This is a genomic window from Desulfosarcina alkanivorans, assembly GCF_009688945.1.
Taxonomy (GTDB): Bacteria; Desulfobacterota; Desulfobacteria; order Desulfobacterales; family Desulfosarcinaceae; genus Desulfosarcina; species Desulfosarcina alkanivorans.
The window spans coordinates 4,283,716-4,300,013 of the sequence record NZ_AP021874.1 but is presented as its reverse complement, the minus strand read 5'-3'; the positions used below and the strand labels follow the sequence as shown (position 1 = coordinate 4,300,013).

Annotated in this window: 13 protein-coding genes; 10 read left to right on the top strand and 3 right to left on the bottom strand. The window is 57.7% G+C overall.

The annotated features are described in order from the left end of the window. Positions 1-5 precede the first annotated feature (5 nt). Positions 6-2,168, top strand: coding sequence for a DUF3141 domain-containing protein (locus tag DSCA_RS18775; RefSeq protein WP_167527861.1), 2,163 nt, complete (start codon positions 6-8; stop codon positions 2,166-2,168). A gap of 159 nt (positions 2,169-2,327) precedes the next feature. Here the strand turns inward: DSCA_RS18775 and DSCA_RS18770 are convergent, their stop codons facing one another. Together DSCA_RS18770 and DSCA_RS18765 are read right to left on the bottom strand one after the other, a co-directional pair. Further along, a complete protein-coding gene (locus DSCA_RS18770; RefSeq protein ID WP_155317877.1) occupies positions 2,328-2,582 on the bottom strand; it encodes a hypothetical protein in 255 nt (84 codons plus the stop codon). Between the two features lie 10 nt (positions 2,583-2,592). Next, a complete protein-coding gene (locus tag DSCA_RS18765; RefSeq protein WP_155317876.1) occupies positions 2,593-2,904 on the bottom strand; it encodes a hypothetical protein in 312 nt (103 codons plus the stop codon). 516 nt (positions 2,905-3,420) lie between these two features. Between DSCA_RS18765 and DSCA_RS18760 the strand changes: the two genes are divergently transcribed. The 9 genes from DSCA_RS18760 (at position 3,421) to DSCA_RS18720 (ending at position 15,548) form a co-directional block, all read left to right on the top strand. Further along, positions 3,421-3,600 carry a hypothetical protein gene (locus DSCA_RS18760; RefSeq protein ID WP_155317875.1) on the top strand — a complete coding sequence of 60 codons (180 nt, stop codon included), beginning with the start codon at positions 3,421-3,423 and terminating at the stop codon, positions 3,598-3,600. 514 nt (positions 3,601-4,114) lie between these two features. Further along, entirely contained in the window at positions 4,115-5,950 is a 1,836-nt protein-coding gene (locus DSCA_RS18755) for a metal transporter (RefSeq protein ID WP_155317874.1), read from the top strand. Positions 5,951-5,979: 29 nt separating this feature from the next. Then, positions 5,980-6,858: a poly(R)-hydroxyalkanoic acid synthase subunit PhaE gene (locus DSCA_RS18750; RefSeq protein WP_155317873.1), complete on the top strand. Its 879-nt coding sequence runs from the start codon at positions 5,980-5,982 to the stop codon at positions 6,856-6,858. 168 nt (positions 6,859-7,026) lie between these two features. Continuing rightward, a complete protein-coding gene (phaC, locus tag DSCA_RS18745) occupies positions 7,027-8,307 on the top strand; it encodes a class III poly(R)-hydroxyalkanoic acid synthase subunit PhaC (protein WP_155317872.1) in 1,281 nt (426 codons plus the stop codon). Continuing rightward, entirely contained in the window at positions 8,304-9,350 is a 1,047-nt protein-coding gene (locus DSCA_RS18740; protein ID WP_155317871.1) for a GAF domain-containing protein, read from the top strand. The genes phaC and DSCA_RS18740 overlap by 4 nt, the downstream gene beginning before the upstream one ends. 215 nt (positions 9,351-9,565) lie before the next feature. Next, positions 9,566-12,916, top strand: coding sequence for an AAA family ATPase (locus DSCA_RS18735; RefSeq protein WP_155317870.1), 3,351 nt, complete (start codon positions 9,566-9,568; stop codon positions 12,914-12,916). Continuing rightward, a complete protein-coding gene (locus tag DSCA_RS18730; protein ID WP_155317869.1) occupies positions 12,913-13,767 on the top strand; it encodes an RluA family pseudouridine synthase in 855 nt (284 codons plus the stop codon). The genes DSCA_RS18735 and DSCA_RS18730 overlap by 4 nt, the downstream gene beginning before the upstream one ends. Then, positions 13,754-14,854 carry a class I SAM-dependent methyltransferase gene (locus DSCA_RS18725; RefSeq protein WP_155317868.1) on the top strand — a complete coding sequence of 367 codons (1,101 nt, stop codon included), beginning with the start codon at positions 13,754-13,756 and terminating at the stop codon, positions 14,852-14,854. The genes DSCA_RS18730 and DSCA_RS18725 overlap by 14 nt, the downstream gene beginning before the upstream one ends. 298 nt (positions 14,855-15,152) lie before the next feature. After that, a complete protein-coding gene (locus DSCA_RS18720) occupies positions 15,153-15,548 on the top strand; it encodes a hypothetical protein (protein ID WP_155317867.1) in 396 nt (131 codons plus the stop codon). A 382-nt stretch (positions 15,549-15,930) separates the two neighbouring features. On the opposite strand, the gene divK is transcribed toward DSCA_RS18720, so the two are convergent. Continuing rightward, positions 15,931-16,281, bottom strand: a complete 351-nt coding sequence (gene divK / locus DSCA_RS18715; RefSeq protein WP_155317866.1) for a DVU0259 family response regulator domain-containing protein — start codon at positions 16,279-16,281, stop codon at positions 15,931-15,933. Positions 16,282-16,298 lie beyond the last annotated feature (17 nt).

Here is a 16,298-nt window from a genome sequence, read left to right as displayed (position 1 = left end):
GTGCCATGATGAATACGAATTTGATCCAAATGCCCGCGACGCCCATTTCCTGGCAGGCCCATGCGTTTGAATACACAAGGGATTTTTTCCAGCGGTCGGTCCTGTTTGCCGACATCCTCCGGCGCAGGGGCAATCAGTATCTCGACCATTTGCGGCGGGGCCAGCCGCCGGTTTTAACCTTTGACTACGAAATCCTGCTGGATGGCCGCCACATGGACCCGCCGACCAACTACTACCTGGCCCAGATCAAGGACAGGCGGTCGCCGCCCGGTTCTCATTCTGCCGATTTCGAAGAGAAACGGCACAAGGCGTTGCTCCAAGAAAGCCCCGATGCCTCCAGGCGTCCCTTTGTCATCATTGATCCCCGGGCCGGCCACGGCCCCGGAATCGGGGGTTCCAAACGTGATTCGGAGATCGGCATGGCCCTGGACCAGGGCTTCCCGGTGTATGTGATCCTTTTCAACACCTGGCCCGTTGCCGGGCAGACATTGGACCGCGTCCAACAGGCCATGGCCCGTTTCGTTGAGGCGGTGCGCGATCGTCATCCCCAGGCGGGCAATCCAGCCATTATCGGCAACTGCCAGGCCGGTTGGGCTTCCGCGCTTTTGGGGGCCGTAAGGCCCGACATCACCGGCCCCATCGTGTTGAACGGCGCACCGCTCTCCTATTGGGCCGGGGTGAAAGGGAAAAATCCCATGCGCTACAAAGGGGGCCTGACGGGTGGCGTATGGCAGGCTTCACTGTGGGGGGACCTGGGCAACGGCATGTTCGACGGCGCTCACCTGGTGGCCGGTTTCGAAGATCTCAACCCGGCCAACACGATCTGGGACAAGCACTACTATTTGTGGTCCCGCGTGGACACCGAGGCGGATCGCTACCTGGATTTCGAGCGCTGGTGGGGTGGATTCTTCATGCTGACTGCCGAAGAGATCCACTTCATTGTGGACCAGTTGTTCGTGGGCAACCGCGCCCAGCAGGGGCGGCTGATGATGAATGCCCAACCGGTAGACCTGATGTCGCTCAAAGGCCCTATCGTAGTTTTTGCCTCCCATGGCGACAACATCACCCCGCCTCAACAGGCCTTGAACTGGATCCCGGCCCGGTGGGGCAGTGTGGAAGAAGTCTGTCGGCGCGGGCAGACCATCGTTTACATGCTCCACGACACCATCGGGCACCTGGGCATTTTTGTCTCCGCGGGGGTATCGAGAAAGGAGCATCGGGAGATCATTGCCAGCATCGACCTGATCGGCTACCTCGCTCCGGGGCTTTATGAAATGATCATTTCCGATGAAGACGCAGACGGCCTCCGGCAGGTGCGGTTCGAGCCCAGGGAGATGGGTGACATCATGGCCCTGGACGACGGCAATGAGGATGAGGCGGCCTTCATGCCGGCAGACGCCCTGTCCCGTTTCAACGACAGCGCCTACCGCATGTTGGCACGGCCATGGGTGAAGGCCTGGGTGAACGAAGCCAATGCAGAGGCACTGCGCCAGCTGCATCCGCTGCGCATCTCCCGTTACGGCCTCTCCGATTTGAACCCGTGGATGGCGCCGCTAAAGCAGGCGGCCAGAGGCGTGAAGGCCCAGCGACAACCGGTCTCTCCGGACAATCCCTTTCTTGCCATGGAAACGCTGGTTTCCGATGCCATCTCCCGCGGCCTGAACCTGTATCGCGATTTTCGGGACGGGATCCTGGAATCATGGTTTTTTGCGGTTTTCGATAATCCGTGGGTTCGCGCCATGTCACCGGACGGATACCTGGAGAGCAGGGCGACGCCGACCGAATGCCGGCCGCAATGGCTGGACCGTATTGACAAGGGCGGTTTCCCCGAGGCGGTGGTGCGTATCATGGTTCTTTTAGCGGGTGACGATTGCGTCACCTGCCGGCAAAACCTGACGGCGTATAAGAGCCTTGCCGATCAGGACGACCGGCTGAAGGCGCTTGAGGGGGGCGCCTTGCGCGAGATGATCTGGCGGCAGTCCTGTATCGTGACTTGTGACCGGGGAGGTGCACGCTCGTCCTTGACCCGCATGCTTCCCGATAAGGCCGATCGCAAAAAAGCCCTGGCCATTGCCGCGGATTTGTTGATCGGAACAACATCCGCCGATGTCAAGATGATGAAGGCGCATGCTGCTATTGCCGACCTTTTGGGGTGTAAGCCCGATTAACACCCAAAGATGCGCGGTTAGATAAAGATAAAACAAGAATCGTCCCGGGGAACGAAGCCGTCCCCCGGGCGACAATGCGGATCAAGAATTGGCTGCAGCGGATTCGTCGCGATCATCGGCGGGATCGGGCACAGAGCGAACAGGGACTATGCGATTGATCTATTTGAAAAGATTACCGGCCTGTTGAAAGCCATCATCGATGTAGGTTTTGAAATTGCTGCGACCCGCCTTGTAGGCCTCCACGGCGGTGTCGTAAATTTTACGCCCTTCGCCGGGCAGCCATTCGGCCTGGTCCATCATGGTGTTGGCAGCCTTCTCGACCTGATCCTGAAATTGTACGCTGGTTTCAAAGGTGCTGTCGAAAAGCGACTGATTGAATTTGATCATTTGGTTGACGAAATTGTTCATTTCCATGCGGCCCTCCTTATTCGGCGGTGGCGGTTCTTTTGGTTTTTGTCTTGGGTGCTGTCGCGGCCTTGGGTGGGGAGAACATTTGGTCGTAAATGGCAAAACCCCGTTCGACATAAGCCGTGTAACGTTTGCGCTCCCGGTTCATTAACGTGAGCCATTTTTCCATGGCCTGGCGGCCTTTCTCGGGCATCCATGGAGACTGATCCATCATCTGGCTGACCGAGTCCGAGGCTTGGTTTTGGGTGAGTTCCCAGAGGTTCTGAAAAGCGGCAAAAGACTCTTTTTGAAAAGCAAGCATCTGTTGGTTGACCTTCATGGCATCCATCTGACTTCCCTCCTGACCCTGACAATAAGTTGGTTAGTTTGTGCTGCGCATTATATTCGAACACATGCTATAATATAGTAATCTATACGCGCAGGAAAAGATGTCAAGCAAAAATTTTGCATTGCAACATAAAAGACGGGGCGATCGGGAGGCCTCGGCGCCCGACGATCGAATCCATACAGATCCGGAAATTTGTGCTTGCGTGGCAAACCCCGCAGCGCTAAAATAAAAGAATATCGTTCTGCGCTGACCGATTTGCGGTACAATCCGTTTTCTGTCTTTCCTGTGAATCCGCCCTGTCGCCCCGCTCCTGCAATGAGCGAACTCCATCTGAACCTGCGGTTTAACCGTCTTTCGGCCGGTGGCGCAGTTGTTATCAAGGTCGCTTTAGGCGGCCAATTCGGCTGCAGATAGGCAGTGTTCTCCGGGAGGATAGATGGCCGTCGATCGGCATTAACAAAGGGTTGCCGGCAACGAGCTGGATCACCGGAAGCCTTTCTGCGCAAGGGGTGTGAAATGGACGATCAGCGGGAGGAACAACACGTGCGCACAAATGGTGCCCGGGCCGCCTTGGAAAGCGAGCGGCGCCAGGAAGATCGACGCAAAAAGTCATGCGAGGGGTATTGCTATATCGAGATGGTCGGATGGATGGATCGCCGTGAAAGCCTGCGACGGAGAGACACCAGCATCAGTTGACAGGTGCCCCCTGGTTACCCGTACCCGCGATCCGTCATCGCGGGTACGGCGCATCACACTTGGGCCGGCTTTTTTTTGTGCGCCGCAAAATTTTTCTATTGACAGGGCGACCCCCCGATCGTATCCGTTTTCCATGCTCACCGTTGTCGCCTTCCCGTGCCCAATGGCCTTCCTAAAGGGATCCCCCTGGGATACTTGGCAAGGGAACGCGTACGATCGCCTGCTGATCCATAACGCTCGAAACCGAGCTGCCGGCCGATGGCCGGCATCGGCGTATCCCGGTTCGATTTAATGTTGCATCGCATTATGACAATCGCGATGGAGTGATTATGTTACTGTACTCCCGCCCCGCAATCGGGAGCCTGGAATCGCTTCGATATGTGTTCGATACGGAAGAGATGATCGCATGCATGGGGGGAACCCCATGCCGACAACACCAGCAGTTGGCATCGGCAAAGACGCCAGTTGGTCATCCGAACCGGCCTCCCCATAGGGCGGCCAGAAGGAGAACAATATGCCGGAATCAGACCCCGCCCGTAATCACGCCACCGCCAAGGATGATCCGTTTTATGATGGGCTTTCTGTTTTGCAAAACCTGTTTGGCGCCATTCAATCCGGCCTAAACGGAATCTCGCGGTATACCGCCAGTTTCTATGTCCCCTATCTGCTTGCGACCCAGTATTTCCAGCGGGTCGAATCCCTGCGTTTGCTGGAACGGCCACCGGCGGAAAGTTTGGACGCCTACCTCGGTCTGCTGGAGAACAACATCGAATTGATGACGCGCAGTCTCGAAGGCAGCGCCGCTTTGATGGAGACATTCTCCCGCAACGAAGCCGATGGTCTGGTCGAAGCCCTGCAAGAGGCAATTTTGAAAGGCAATCCGGCCAAACTGGCTCAATTCACTTCCCGGCAGGCCGAATTGCTGGACCTGGTGGCCAACGTCTACCCGAAGGCCATTGATGCCATCGCCCCCGAATACGGTTTCCATTTCGAGCGTGGTGAGCATGTTTTGGCGGATGAAACCGACCGTTTTTACCTCTATCGGGTGGCTCCCTCGATCCCCAATGCAGAAACGCGTGCAGGCGCCAAACCGATTCTCATCATACCGCCTTATGTGCTCGGAGCAAATATTCTGGGGTTTCTGCCCGGTGAACAGCGCAGTTATGCCCACTGTTTTGCCAACCAGGGTTTTCCCACCTATATCCGTATCCTCAAGGTGATCGATGCACATCCGGCCCTGCAAACCATGGATGGGGATGACGATGCCAACGATACCCGCCGCTTTTGCGAGACCATCAAAAATACCCATGGCAAGTTGGTGACGCTGAACGGGTATTGCCAGGGTGGGTATAATGCCCTGTGCAACCTTCTCAGCGGGGAACTGGACGGCTTGGTGGACGCTTTCATTACCTGCGTGTCCCCCATGGACGGCACCCGCAGCAAAGGGTTGGCCCGCTTTCTGGCGCGGCTGCCCCAACGCTTCAACGATCTGGCCTATGGCACCAAAACCCTGCCCAACGGCAACCAGGTGGCCGACGGCCAACTCATGGGGTGGGTGTATAAACTCAAAAGCATCGAGCAGGAGATCCCCGCGGCGGCTTTTTATCGGGATTTGATGATGTTTGCCCGCGAGAAAAACGGGGATCGCCAGATCAGCAAAACCGCGGCCGCACTGAACTATTGGCTGCAGAACGAACGATACGATCTGCCATTGGAAATGACGCGCATCAGCTTTGCTTCCTACAACACGCCCATCGATGCAGACGGCATCCTGCCGGTGCGTCTGTTCGGCAGAAAGTTGAATCTGAAACGGCTCAAGGAAAAAAAGATTCCCTGGCTGATCTGCTACGGCATTCATGACGATCTGGTGGAAAAAGAAACCGCCCTGGCCCCGCTGGACTTTATCGATGCCGAGGTCGCCCCTTTTCCCAAGGGGCATGTGGCCATCGCCACCTCCTGGTCTTCTCCGCAATCTGCATGCGCCCTGCATACGCGCTTCGGCGATGGCGACTATCGCGGTCCGGTGCGTTATCATATGGATCTGGACGCCGCTCTGGATGATGCCCGGCAGCGATCTGCCCGGGCCTCCAAGCCGCTTCCGGCAGCATCCATGCAAGCCGCCTCACCGTCGGCAAAAAAAGCGGCTGGCAAGCCAACACGGATTCGCAAACCATCCCCGAAAGCAGGCGAGCCTGCCGGTCGGACACCATCCAGACCGGCACCGTCAAGAAAGGGGAAGCCCAAACCAACAGCCGCGGCGGCGCCTGCCAGGAAATCCAAGCCCAAGGCGGCGCGCGTCAAGCCGGCCGATTCAAGCGGTCGCAGGACGTCTAAACAAGCGATTGAGTAAATGTTCACCCAAAAATAAGAATACCGTTCATGTCAGAAAAAACAGAAGACCCTTTTGGAATGACATCGATGTTTTCCTCCTGGATGAAATCCATGAACACTTTTTGGGGTTCCTTGGACGGAAAACCGGCTGCGGCTCAGACGGAACCGCAGCCGGCGCCATCGAAAACCCAGGAAGCCATGGCGGCGGCGTTTAAAAATTGGCAGAAGTCGGCCGATGCCATGGCGACACCGGAGTCCATGACCGCACTGTTCAAAGGCAGCGGTGCCGTCCCGGAGGTGCTGCTTGGCCTTGCCCAGAGTACCATGAGCAGTCTGGTCGAGCTGCAAAAGAATATGTTCGAGCGTCTTGGCCGGATGGGGGAATCGGTTAAAGCATATCAATTTCAGGATATTGATGAAAACATCAACCGGATCTGGGCCGATATTTACGAAAAAGAGTTCCGCCAATTTTTCCAGATCCCGCAACTGGGCCTGATGCGCACCTATCAGGAAAAGGCCAGCCAGGTGGCCGATAAGTACAACCTGTATCAGTCCACACTGTCCGAGTTTTTGAGTTTGCTCGGCATGCCCTTCACCCGCACGGTGCAGGTCATGCAGGAAAAAATAAATGAGATGGCCGAATCCGACGAACTTCCTGATGATCCAAAAATGTACTACAACATGTGGGTCAAAGTGTTGGAGGGGCATTTCATGACCCTTTTTCAAACCCCGGAATATGTGGATACGCTGACGCGCACGGTCAACTCCCTGGCTGATTTTGCGGCTGCCCGGGATGCAGCCATTGAGGATGCCCTGAGCCTGCTGCCGGTCGCTAAAAAGACCGATATGGACGAGATGGCCCAGGAACTTTATGAATTGAAAAAACGTTTGAAAAAGCTTGAAAAGTTGCAAAAAACAACCCGTTGACTGGTATTGACGAACCCGTTGCCCTTTGGCTGAGTGTGTTCCACCGATTCGTTACCTGAACCGCTGCTGTATCGTTGAAGCGGGCAGTGAGTCCATTACCTGCAGAGACATTGGGCCTTATGCACCGCATGATCCGCCCAACAACCCGGTTCTTCTAAGGGGGATGGCATGCCACAAGCCAAAATTCCAGTAGATCTGATTCTGTCGAAAATGGCAGAGAATACCGAAAAGGCGCAATCCCGCGTCCGCAAAGCATCGGAAGTGCTGCTGGGTGATCTGGACACCGACCTGGCCAAGACAGCGTATGAGGTGGTCTACCGGGAAGACCGGATCAAACTGAAGCATTACCTACCGCACAGACAAGCGAGCTATAACACCCCGCTGCTGGTTGTGTATGCCTTGATCAACCGAGAGACCATGCTCGATCTGCAGCCCGGTCTGAGTGTCGTCGAACGGTTTCTGGATGCCGGCATCGACCTGTACATGATCGAATGGGGGTATCCCACGCGCAAAGACCGTTTCCAGGGCTTTGACGATCACATCAACGGCTACATGGACAATGTTGTCGATTTCATCCGCGCCAAACACCGCATCGAAAAGATCAACCTCATGGGAATCTGTATGGGGGGGACCTTCAGCGTCATTTACTCGGCCCTGCACCCGGAAAAGATTAAAAACCTGGTCACCACGGTCACGCCCACCAATTTCGACACCAGGAAGGGGTTGCTGCATATCTGGATGAAAAATGTCGACGTGGACCGGGTGGTGGACACATTCGGCAATTTGCCGGCCGATATAATGAATTTCGGATTTCTCCTTCTCAACCCCGCCCGCTTGATGATCGATAAATACGTAGCTTTCATGGAGAACTCCGACAACAAGAAGTTCGTCGAGAATTTTGTGCGCATGGATAAATGGATTTTCGACAGCCCCGATCTACCCGGAGAAGTGTTTCGTCAATTCATCAAGGAATGCTATCAGGGCAACAAGCTCATCCAGAGCAAACTCGAGGTCGGCGGCCGGCGCGTCGACTTGAAAAAACTGACCATGCCCCTTCTCAATATATACGGGCAATACGATCACCTGGTGCCGCCGGAGGCCTGTGACCAGTTGGTCAAGCACGTAGGCAGCCAGGACACCGAAGACATCTGTTTGAAGACCGGGCATATCGGCATCTATGTCAGTTCAAAATTCCAGCAAGCGTTTGCACCCAAAATTGCCGCCTGGTTAAAAGAACGCGACGCGTTGCCTGAAAATAAAAGCAAACACCGGAAGAAGTCCCCTGGAACCCGCTCGGCTGCTGCATCGAAAAAAAAGGTGCCGGGCAAGAAGGCCACCGCTAAACGTGCATCGAAGAAAGCTGCGCCCAATAGATCCCAATCGGAAGCTGCGTCTGGAGCGAATAAACGGAAACGTGGGCCGACCACCCCACGAGGAGGTAAGCGATGACCAGAGATACAGATTATTTCAAAACGTTCTGTAAAATCAGCAAGGCCTTCAGTACGGCCATCACCAAACAGGAGCTTCTGGACCTGATTGTGATCAGTGCCATCGATGCCATGGCGGGCAAGGCGGCCTGCTTGTTTTTGCGGGACGAGAAGCAGGATGTTTTCGTGCCCATGGCCCAGCAGGGCCTCTCGGACGCCTACCTGCATGCCAATCCCCTCAAGGCCAGGGACGTGGTTGCGGCATTGGAGAAGGAAGGCTTCCTGGCATTCCCGGATGCCGCCACCGATCCCCGTCTTGAAAATCACGAGGCCAAGCGGGCCGAAGGGATCGCTTCCCTGCTGACCGTTCCCGTTATCGTCAAGAATCGCACCATCGGGGTGCTGTCCCTCTATACGGGAACCCAACATGAATTCGAGCCCGATGAGATCGATTTCCTGCGGGCGCTGGCCGAACATGGCGGTATCGCCATTGAGAAAACCCGCCTGGTCAACCGCCTGCAGAAATTGTCCATGCTGTTTCTGGACTTGGCTTCCAGCATCAACTCTTCTCTGGATATTCAAGAAGTCCTCAGCAACCTGACAGAAAACATCTGCGATACCCTGGGAATGAAAGGCGTTCTCATACGTCTGCTGGACGAAGACACCGGATCGTTGAAACTGGTGGCCAGCCAGGGCCTCAGCGATGAATTTCTCGAAATCGGCAGCCTCACCACCACGGAAACGGCGACACGCGCCCTGAAAGGCGAAACCATCGTCATCAACGACGCCACCACCGACAAACGCATCCGGTTCAAAGAGGCCATGAAAAAAGAGGGCATCGTTTCCATGATCGTCACGCCCATCCTGGCGCGGGATCAGGTGATCGGCGTCATGCGGCTCTACAGCGGCGTCCAGCGGGAGTTCCCGTCGGAATTAATGGTCATGGTGGAAGCCCTGGCGCATCAGGGCGGCCTGGCCATCCAGAACGCATCCATGTACCTTAAGCTTCAGGAAGACAAGAAGAACCTGGAGGAAGATATCTGGAGCCATCGCTCCTGGTTCTGAACGCGCTAAAGGGAAAGGCAGAGAATCTCCTATCAGCCATAAGCCGCCTGCAGCATTCATGCAGCCGGCTTTTTTGGTTTTCATACATCCCTTTTCGGCCTGTCAGCCGTTGCCGTTGCATACGGCCAATGAAAAGTTTGACTTGTTTTCACCTGTCGGGTATCTGTTGGTGAATTTCCGAACGTGCCAATCGTTTCCATGAAAGGCCTGCCTTCATGATCTGCCCCGAGTGCCACGGTGCGCTTGATGATAATGCGGTGGTGTGCCGCCATTGCGGCGCTTCTCTGGCACCGCCCGTAAAATGCAGCCAATGTCAGACCCTCAGCCGGCCGGGCAGCAACTTCTGCGACCAGTGCGGGACGCCCCTCGAGCAGGGGCCGGACCCGTTCAGCGAGACCCTGGCCAGTGAGCGCAAGCATGTAACGGTCCTGTTCTCGGACATCTGCCGATACCGGGAAATCATCAATCGGGTTGACCCGGAAGAGCTCCGGGAAGTGACCCGCCATCTTTTCGAGGAGACGGTCAAGATCGTCGCCCGCTACGAAGGGCATGTGGATCGCATTCTCTGGGATGGGGTGCTGGCCGTGTTCGGCATGCCGCAGGCCCATGAGGACGATTCTATCCGGGCCATCCGGGCGGCCATGGAAATTCAGCGGATGGTTTCGCGATTGGGGCGCCAATACGCCCATCGCATCGGCATCGTGTTGGCCATGCGATCCGGCCTTGCGGCAGGCCTGGTGGTCACCGGATCGACCCAAAAAAAGATCGGGCGGCATGGTATTACCGGGGATACCGTGAATCTGGCCGCCCGGCTCAGGGACCTGGCGCTGCCCGGAGAAGTGCTGGTGAGCAGCCGTGTTTTTTCAGCCACGGCCGGTTTTTTCAGCTTTCAGCCCCAAACCCAGGTGACGGTCAAAGGCCGGGCGCAGCCGGTGAAGGTATACCGGGTTCGGGCTGCGGTGATCCGGCCGGACAAGGTCCGCCGCGTACACGGCGTGAAGGCCCGGCTCATCGGGCGGAACCGGGAGCTGACGCAGATGGAAACCGCCGCCATGCGGCTGCGGCGAAAAGAGGGCACGGTTCTGACCGTGTCCGGGGACGCCGGTACCGGGAAAAGCCGCCTGATCACGGAATTCAAAAATTCTCCTGTTGCAGAGACCTTGCGTTGGCTGGACGGCTATGCCTATGCCTATAGCGGCGGTGTCCCATATTACCCGTTCATCGATATGCTCAACCGGCTCTTCGATATCCGTGATGAGGATTCCGACGCGGTCATCGACACCAAAATCCGGTCCGGCATCGGACCGCTGGTGGATGATCCCGACGCTGTGGTTCCCTTCCTGGCAGGATTGTATGCGCGCTCTTCCCTGGAACCCCTGGCGGCGGGACCCGAAATATACAAATCCCGCCTGCAACATGCCTTCATTACCCTGCTGTCTGCATTTGCCCGCCAGGGACCCACGATTGTCTGCATCGAGGACCTGCACTGGGCGGATCCTTCCTCGCTGGCGCTGATTCGGTTCATCCTCAAGGAATCGGGCCTTCCCATCCTGTTTGTGATCAGCTACCGGCCGGTGCTGGCGTTTCCGGATGGCGAGGGCGGAGAGCCCCTTTCCTATGCGCGCGAAAGCATCCGGCTGCAGGATCTGGATGCACCCTCGTCCAGGGAGATGGTGCGGTCGTTGATGGATACCCAGGTTATCCCAGAGGCCCTTGACCGCTATATCCTCAAACATGTCGAAGGCAATCCATTCTACCTGGAAGAGGTGATCAACTCCCTGCTCGACAACCGACGTCTCAAGCGCCTCGACAACCAGTGGTACCTTGATGAGACCTTTGATATCTCGGATGTCTCTTCGACGATCAACGGCATCATCCATGGGCGGCTGGACCGCCTGGGGCGCACTGCCAAAATCGTTCTTCAGGAAGCATCCGTCATCGGGCGGGTGTTTCGCCTGGATCTGCTGGAACGGGTCACGGCATTTCCGGACGCATTCAGATCTTGTATCGATTTGATTGAACGGGCGGATCTGATCCGCCGGATTCCGGATCAGAATGACAGGGCCTACAGTTTCAAGCATGCCATCGTTCAGGAAGTGGTCTACAAAGGCTTGTTGAAAAAGGATCGGCGGGCCACTCACGAAAAAATCGCCCGTATCCTGGAAAGCCTGTTTGCCGGTCGTCTGGACAGTGCCGTGGAGACCCTGGCCCTGCACTATGCCAACAGTGCCCGGGTGATCAAAGCCGCCGAGTATTTGATCCGCGCCGGTGAAAAAAGCCTCGAAAAATATGCGGTGGAGGAGTCCCACCGGTATTACGAAAGGGCCTATCGGTTTCTCAACGGGATTGCCGTCCCCACCGCCCAAGAACAGGCCATGCTCATCGACCTGATCATCAAGTGGTACTTTGCCTTCAACAAACGGGGGCTGTTCCGCGAGATGCTGGATCTTCTGAGAAGCCATGAGGCTGCCGTGAAGGCCTTCGGCGACCCCTTGAGAACGGGCATGTATGAAATCTGCATGGGATGGGCCATGCAGCGCCGGGAACTGGTTTCGGAATCCTATACCTACCTGACCCGGGCCTTGAAGACCGGCCGGGACCTGGACGACGACAACCTGATCGCATACAGCAGCGCCTGTCTGTGCTGGACCTGCACCGACCTGGGCCGGATGGATGAAGCCCTGGCCTACGGGCGGCAGGCGGCTGAAGTGGCCGACCGGATTCCATCGGATCATGAACTGGTCCGTTTTAATCTCACCGGCATGGGGTTGCTGCATTTTTTCAGCGGCGATATCAATGCCTGCTGGAAAGGCGGAGAGCAACTGATCCGGTTTGGTGAAACACAGGGTGATGTGCGTACGTTTTCGGAAGGCTATCTGTTGATGGGAACCGCCCGGATGGCCGCCGGGGATTTTTCCGGGGCCGAAGTGCTGCTGGGTCGGGCCATCGAGGCCTCGGTCGATCCCATTTACAGCCTGAATGCCAGATTCTTTCTCAGCTATGCCTATTTTTCCCAGGGCAAGGTCGCCATCGCCGCCCAGACCCTCGAATCGGTCATTGCCGCCACCGAACAGTTCGGCTACGAATATGTCGGCACCTCCGCCAATGCCTTCTACGGTATCGTATCGGCGGCCATGGGCAACCTTAGAAAAGGCGTGCGCCTCATCCATGAACAGATCCAGTGCCATCGGCAGCGGGGCAAACGCAACCACGACCTGATTTTTACGCATATGCTGGGCCGGTTCTATCTGTCCCTGGCCCGACGCCAGGGGACACTGGGCTTCAAAGCCTTTTTAAAAAATGCCGGATTTCTGGTGCGGACCCTGCCGGTCGCCTCCCGCCTGGCCGAGCGATACCTGCGCGAGGCCATTGAAATCGGCACACAGATCAACGCACGCTTGCGATTGGCGCTGGCAACCCATGATCTTGGCTTGTTGTACGCCCATAAAAAACAATTCCATCAGGCCCGCCGCTATCTTGCCCGAAGCATCGATCTGCTCGACGCGTGCGGCGCCGACGTGCTGCTTGCCGAAGCCCGGGAGGCGCTGGAGGCGCTTCCCCCATGACCCTTCCTGCTGGACAGATCAGAACCGTTATTGCCGACGGCGCGGCCAGAATCCCGGTGGTGGCCTGCGGACGCGGATGGCTGCTGGTGGAAAAACCGTGTGGCATGAGCATCCACAACGACCCGGGCCGCGACCTGTGTTCGGTGGCCCTGGCTGCCGTGCGGGCAGGGCAGTTGCCTCTTGTGGGCCCTGAGGTGGCCACCATCCATGCGGCCCACCGCATCGACCGGGACACCAGCGGTCTCGTTCTGCTGGCCGGTGATTCGAAAACGCTGGCCTGTTTTGGCGGGCAGTTCCGTGCCCGGTCCGTTCACAAGCGCTACCTGGCCCTGGTCCATGGGCTCTGCCGTGCCCGACCCGAAACTCAGGCGTGGGCAGTCTGGAACTGGCCCCTGACCGCCGGGGCCGCCGGCCGGAACCATCCAATGGGAAAGGGCCCCCGCAAGCCCTGCACCACCCGGTGGCGGCCACTGGCCCACAGCCCTCACTTCTCCCTGATCGAATGCGAACCGCTGACCGGCAGGAAACACCAGATCCGCCGGCATGCCAAACTGGCCGGAAACCCGGTGGCGGGCGACCGACGCTACGGTTCGGTCCGTTCCCTGTCATACCTGCGGCGGCACCTCGATTTCAACCGGCTGGGATTACACGCCCATGCTCTGACGCTAACCCTTCCCGGCGATGACCACCCCACCCGGTTCCAGTCCGGTGGATTGCCTGATCCGATGCGTCTGCTGCTGGAGAAGGACCGGACATCACCGGTGCCGACAGCATTACCGCCTGACCCCGGACAGGGACAGGCACCTGTTTGCCACGCCATTAAAAAAAGGAAAAATAATGCCAACGGATGAAAAACCCTTTCAGGACAAGATGGTCGACATCCTCAACCATGGGGCCCTGAACCTGGCCATGGGGCTGGGGTACCGGGCCGGCCTTTTCGATATCATGGACAGGATCGGCCGGCCGGGCACCGTGGATGAGATTTGCGGGGATACCGGCCTGAACCACCGCTACGTGAGGGAGTGGCTGGGCGTGATGGTCTGCGGCGGCATCGTGGAATGGGTCCGGGAAGACGACGGTGAACCCCGGTTTCTGTTGCCTGCGGCCCATGGCGATGTGCTCGCCCGTCGTGCCGGCAGCGGGAACCTGGGGGTTTATGCCCAGGAGATCCCGCTGCTGACGGCATGTGCCATGGGGGCGGTGTCCCGGGGCTTTGAGACCGGTGACGGGATCCCTTATACCCAGTACCCGGACTTTCATGATTTCATGGCGCAATTGGGAGACGCCAAGCACCGCCAGACCCTTGTCGACGTTTTTCTGCCGTCGGTGGACGACGGGCGGCTGGTCGAGGCCCTGCATCGGGGTATCGATGTATGCGACCTGGGATGTGCCCAGGGGGTTGCCACCCTCCTGATGGCCCGGGCCTTTCCCGCCAGCCGGTTCACCGGCATCGACATCAGCACCGAGGCACTCGAAACGGCCCGGGCCGACGCCCGGGAAAAGGGCCTGGCCAACGTCTGTTTCGAGCGGCGGGATGCAGCCGGCCTGCGCCGCCCCGGAGACCTGTCCGGACGGTTTGATTACATTACCGCCTTTGATGCCATCCATGATCAGACGCGGCCGCTGGAGGCGCTGCAGGGGATTCATCAAATTCTCGCGGACGACGGTGCCTTCTCCATGATCGACATCGCCGCCGACACCGATATCGGTGGCAATCGGGACCACCCCATGGGACCGTTTCTGTATACGGTCAGCCTGATGCACTGTATGCCGGTGGGACTGGTGGACGGCGGTGACGGACTGGGGATGATGTGGGGGCGGCAGCGGGCCGAAGAGATGCTCGCCCAGGCCGGATTCGGTCAGGTGGCGGTGATGGAGATTCCCGACGATCCGTTCAATCTGCACTTTTTTTGCCGGAAGATTCCGCCATCGCCTTGATGATTCTCACAAGCGGCGGGCCATGGCCGGGCCGCCGCATCTGAGGTGCTTGCCCAGAGGGTTCTGCCGACGGATCGACGCTCCGGCAAAATTGAAAACGACGGTCAATGGAACGCGGACCTCCGGTACCTCCGCGCCGCCGCCGCAGGACGGCAGCGTGTCAATGGGGCCCCCGTATCCTTCCCGGCTTACCGTGAACAGGGTGTAGCCATTACCCCATGCATGTGGTAGTATACGGCCCGGCAGCGATAACGGGGCTGTCGCCGGTGTGCTGACAGTTGAACCGACGGGGCATGACATGGGTAACATCGAATTCAGGATACTGAAAAACGCCAGGTGTATTCACTTTCTGGGAACCGGCGATATCAGCTTTGCCTATCTGATGCGTCAGATCATGAATCTGCATGGCCATCCCGACTTTGATCCCTCCTTCAACAGCTTCATTGATTTTGAAGATGCCACGGTGTCCTTCAAGGATGGCGGCCTCGGTGCCTACCAGTCTTTTTTCGAATCCCTCCAACAGGCGAACATTCACCGGAAATGGGCTATCTATTCCAGAGACCCGGTGACCTTTCAAAGTGCCAACATGAGCCACCTGCTCCTGTCCGGGGTGATCGAGGTGGATGTCTTCCAGAAAAGATCAAAGGCCCTTGCGTTTTTAGGCATAGCCGATGCGGATCTGGGTGACGGCTGACCGCCGGGCCTTACGGGCAACACCGTGAGATTGAGTCACCCCCCTGCAGGGGGAACCATGCTGGCTCGATGGGTGGATTCATTATAGGAGATGGCACCGGGCCGGGTCATCCGTGCCGTCGCCTGCGGAGCGGCGACGCTGGCCCGTGTTTCCGCTGCCGGGGCCGGATATGCGTGCTCCATGCTATGGGTGGGCGTCCGATTGGTTCTGGGCCGGTTGAATATGGCCTGAACGACAGTACTGAAAAAAATGGCGGGGGACGCAACGGCCGGAAAAGCGCTGGGCATCACATGAAAATTCGGCCCCCAAAATCAGCCACGACAAACTGGGACGGACGATGACGCTGGGTGGACGGCGCGTGAACCTTCAGCGCCGTTTCCGGTCAGCCAATGGTATTTTTCACAATTCCCACAAGTTTCTCCGGGTCGAAGGGCTTTTTCACGAAGGCGATGGCGTCCTTGATGGCGTGGTCGCCGTCGATGCCGCTGACCACGATGACCGGGGTGTCGCGCAGGTCTTTGTCTTTTCTCAGCTTACGGTAGAAGCGGGGCCCCCACTCGCCGGGCATCTGCAGGTCCAGGGTGATCAGGTCGGGTTTTTCCTGCTTGACCACCTCAAGGCCTTCCATCGTGCTGGAGGCGGTGCAGGTTTCATAACCGTTGTCACTGAATACGGCTTCCAGATATCTGACCACAATGGGGTCGTCGTCGATGATGAGGATTTTCTTGGGCATGATGGAAACCTCCACTT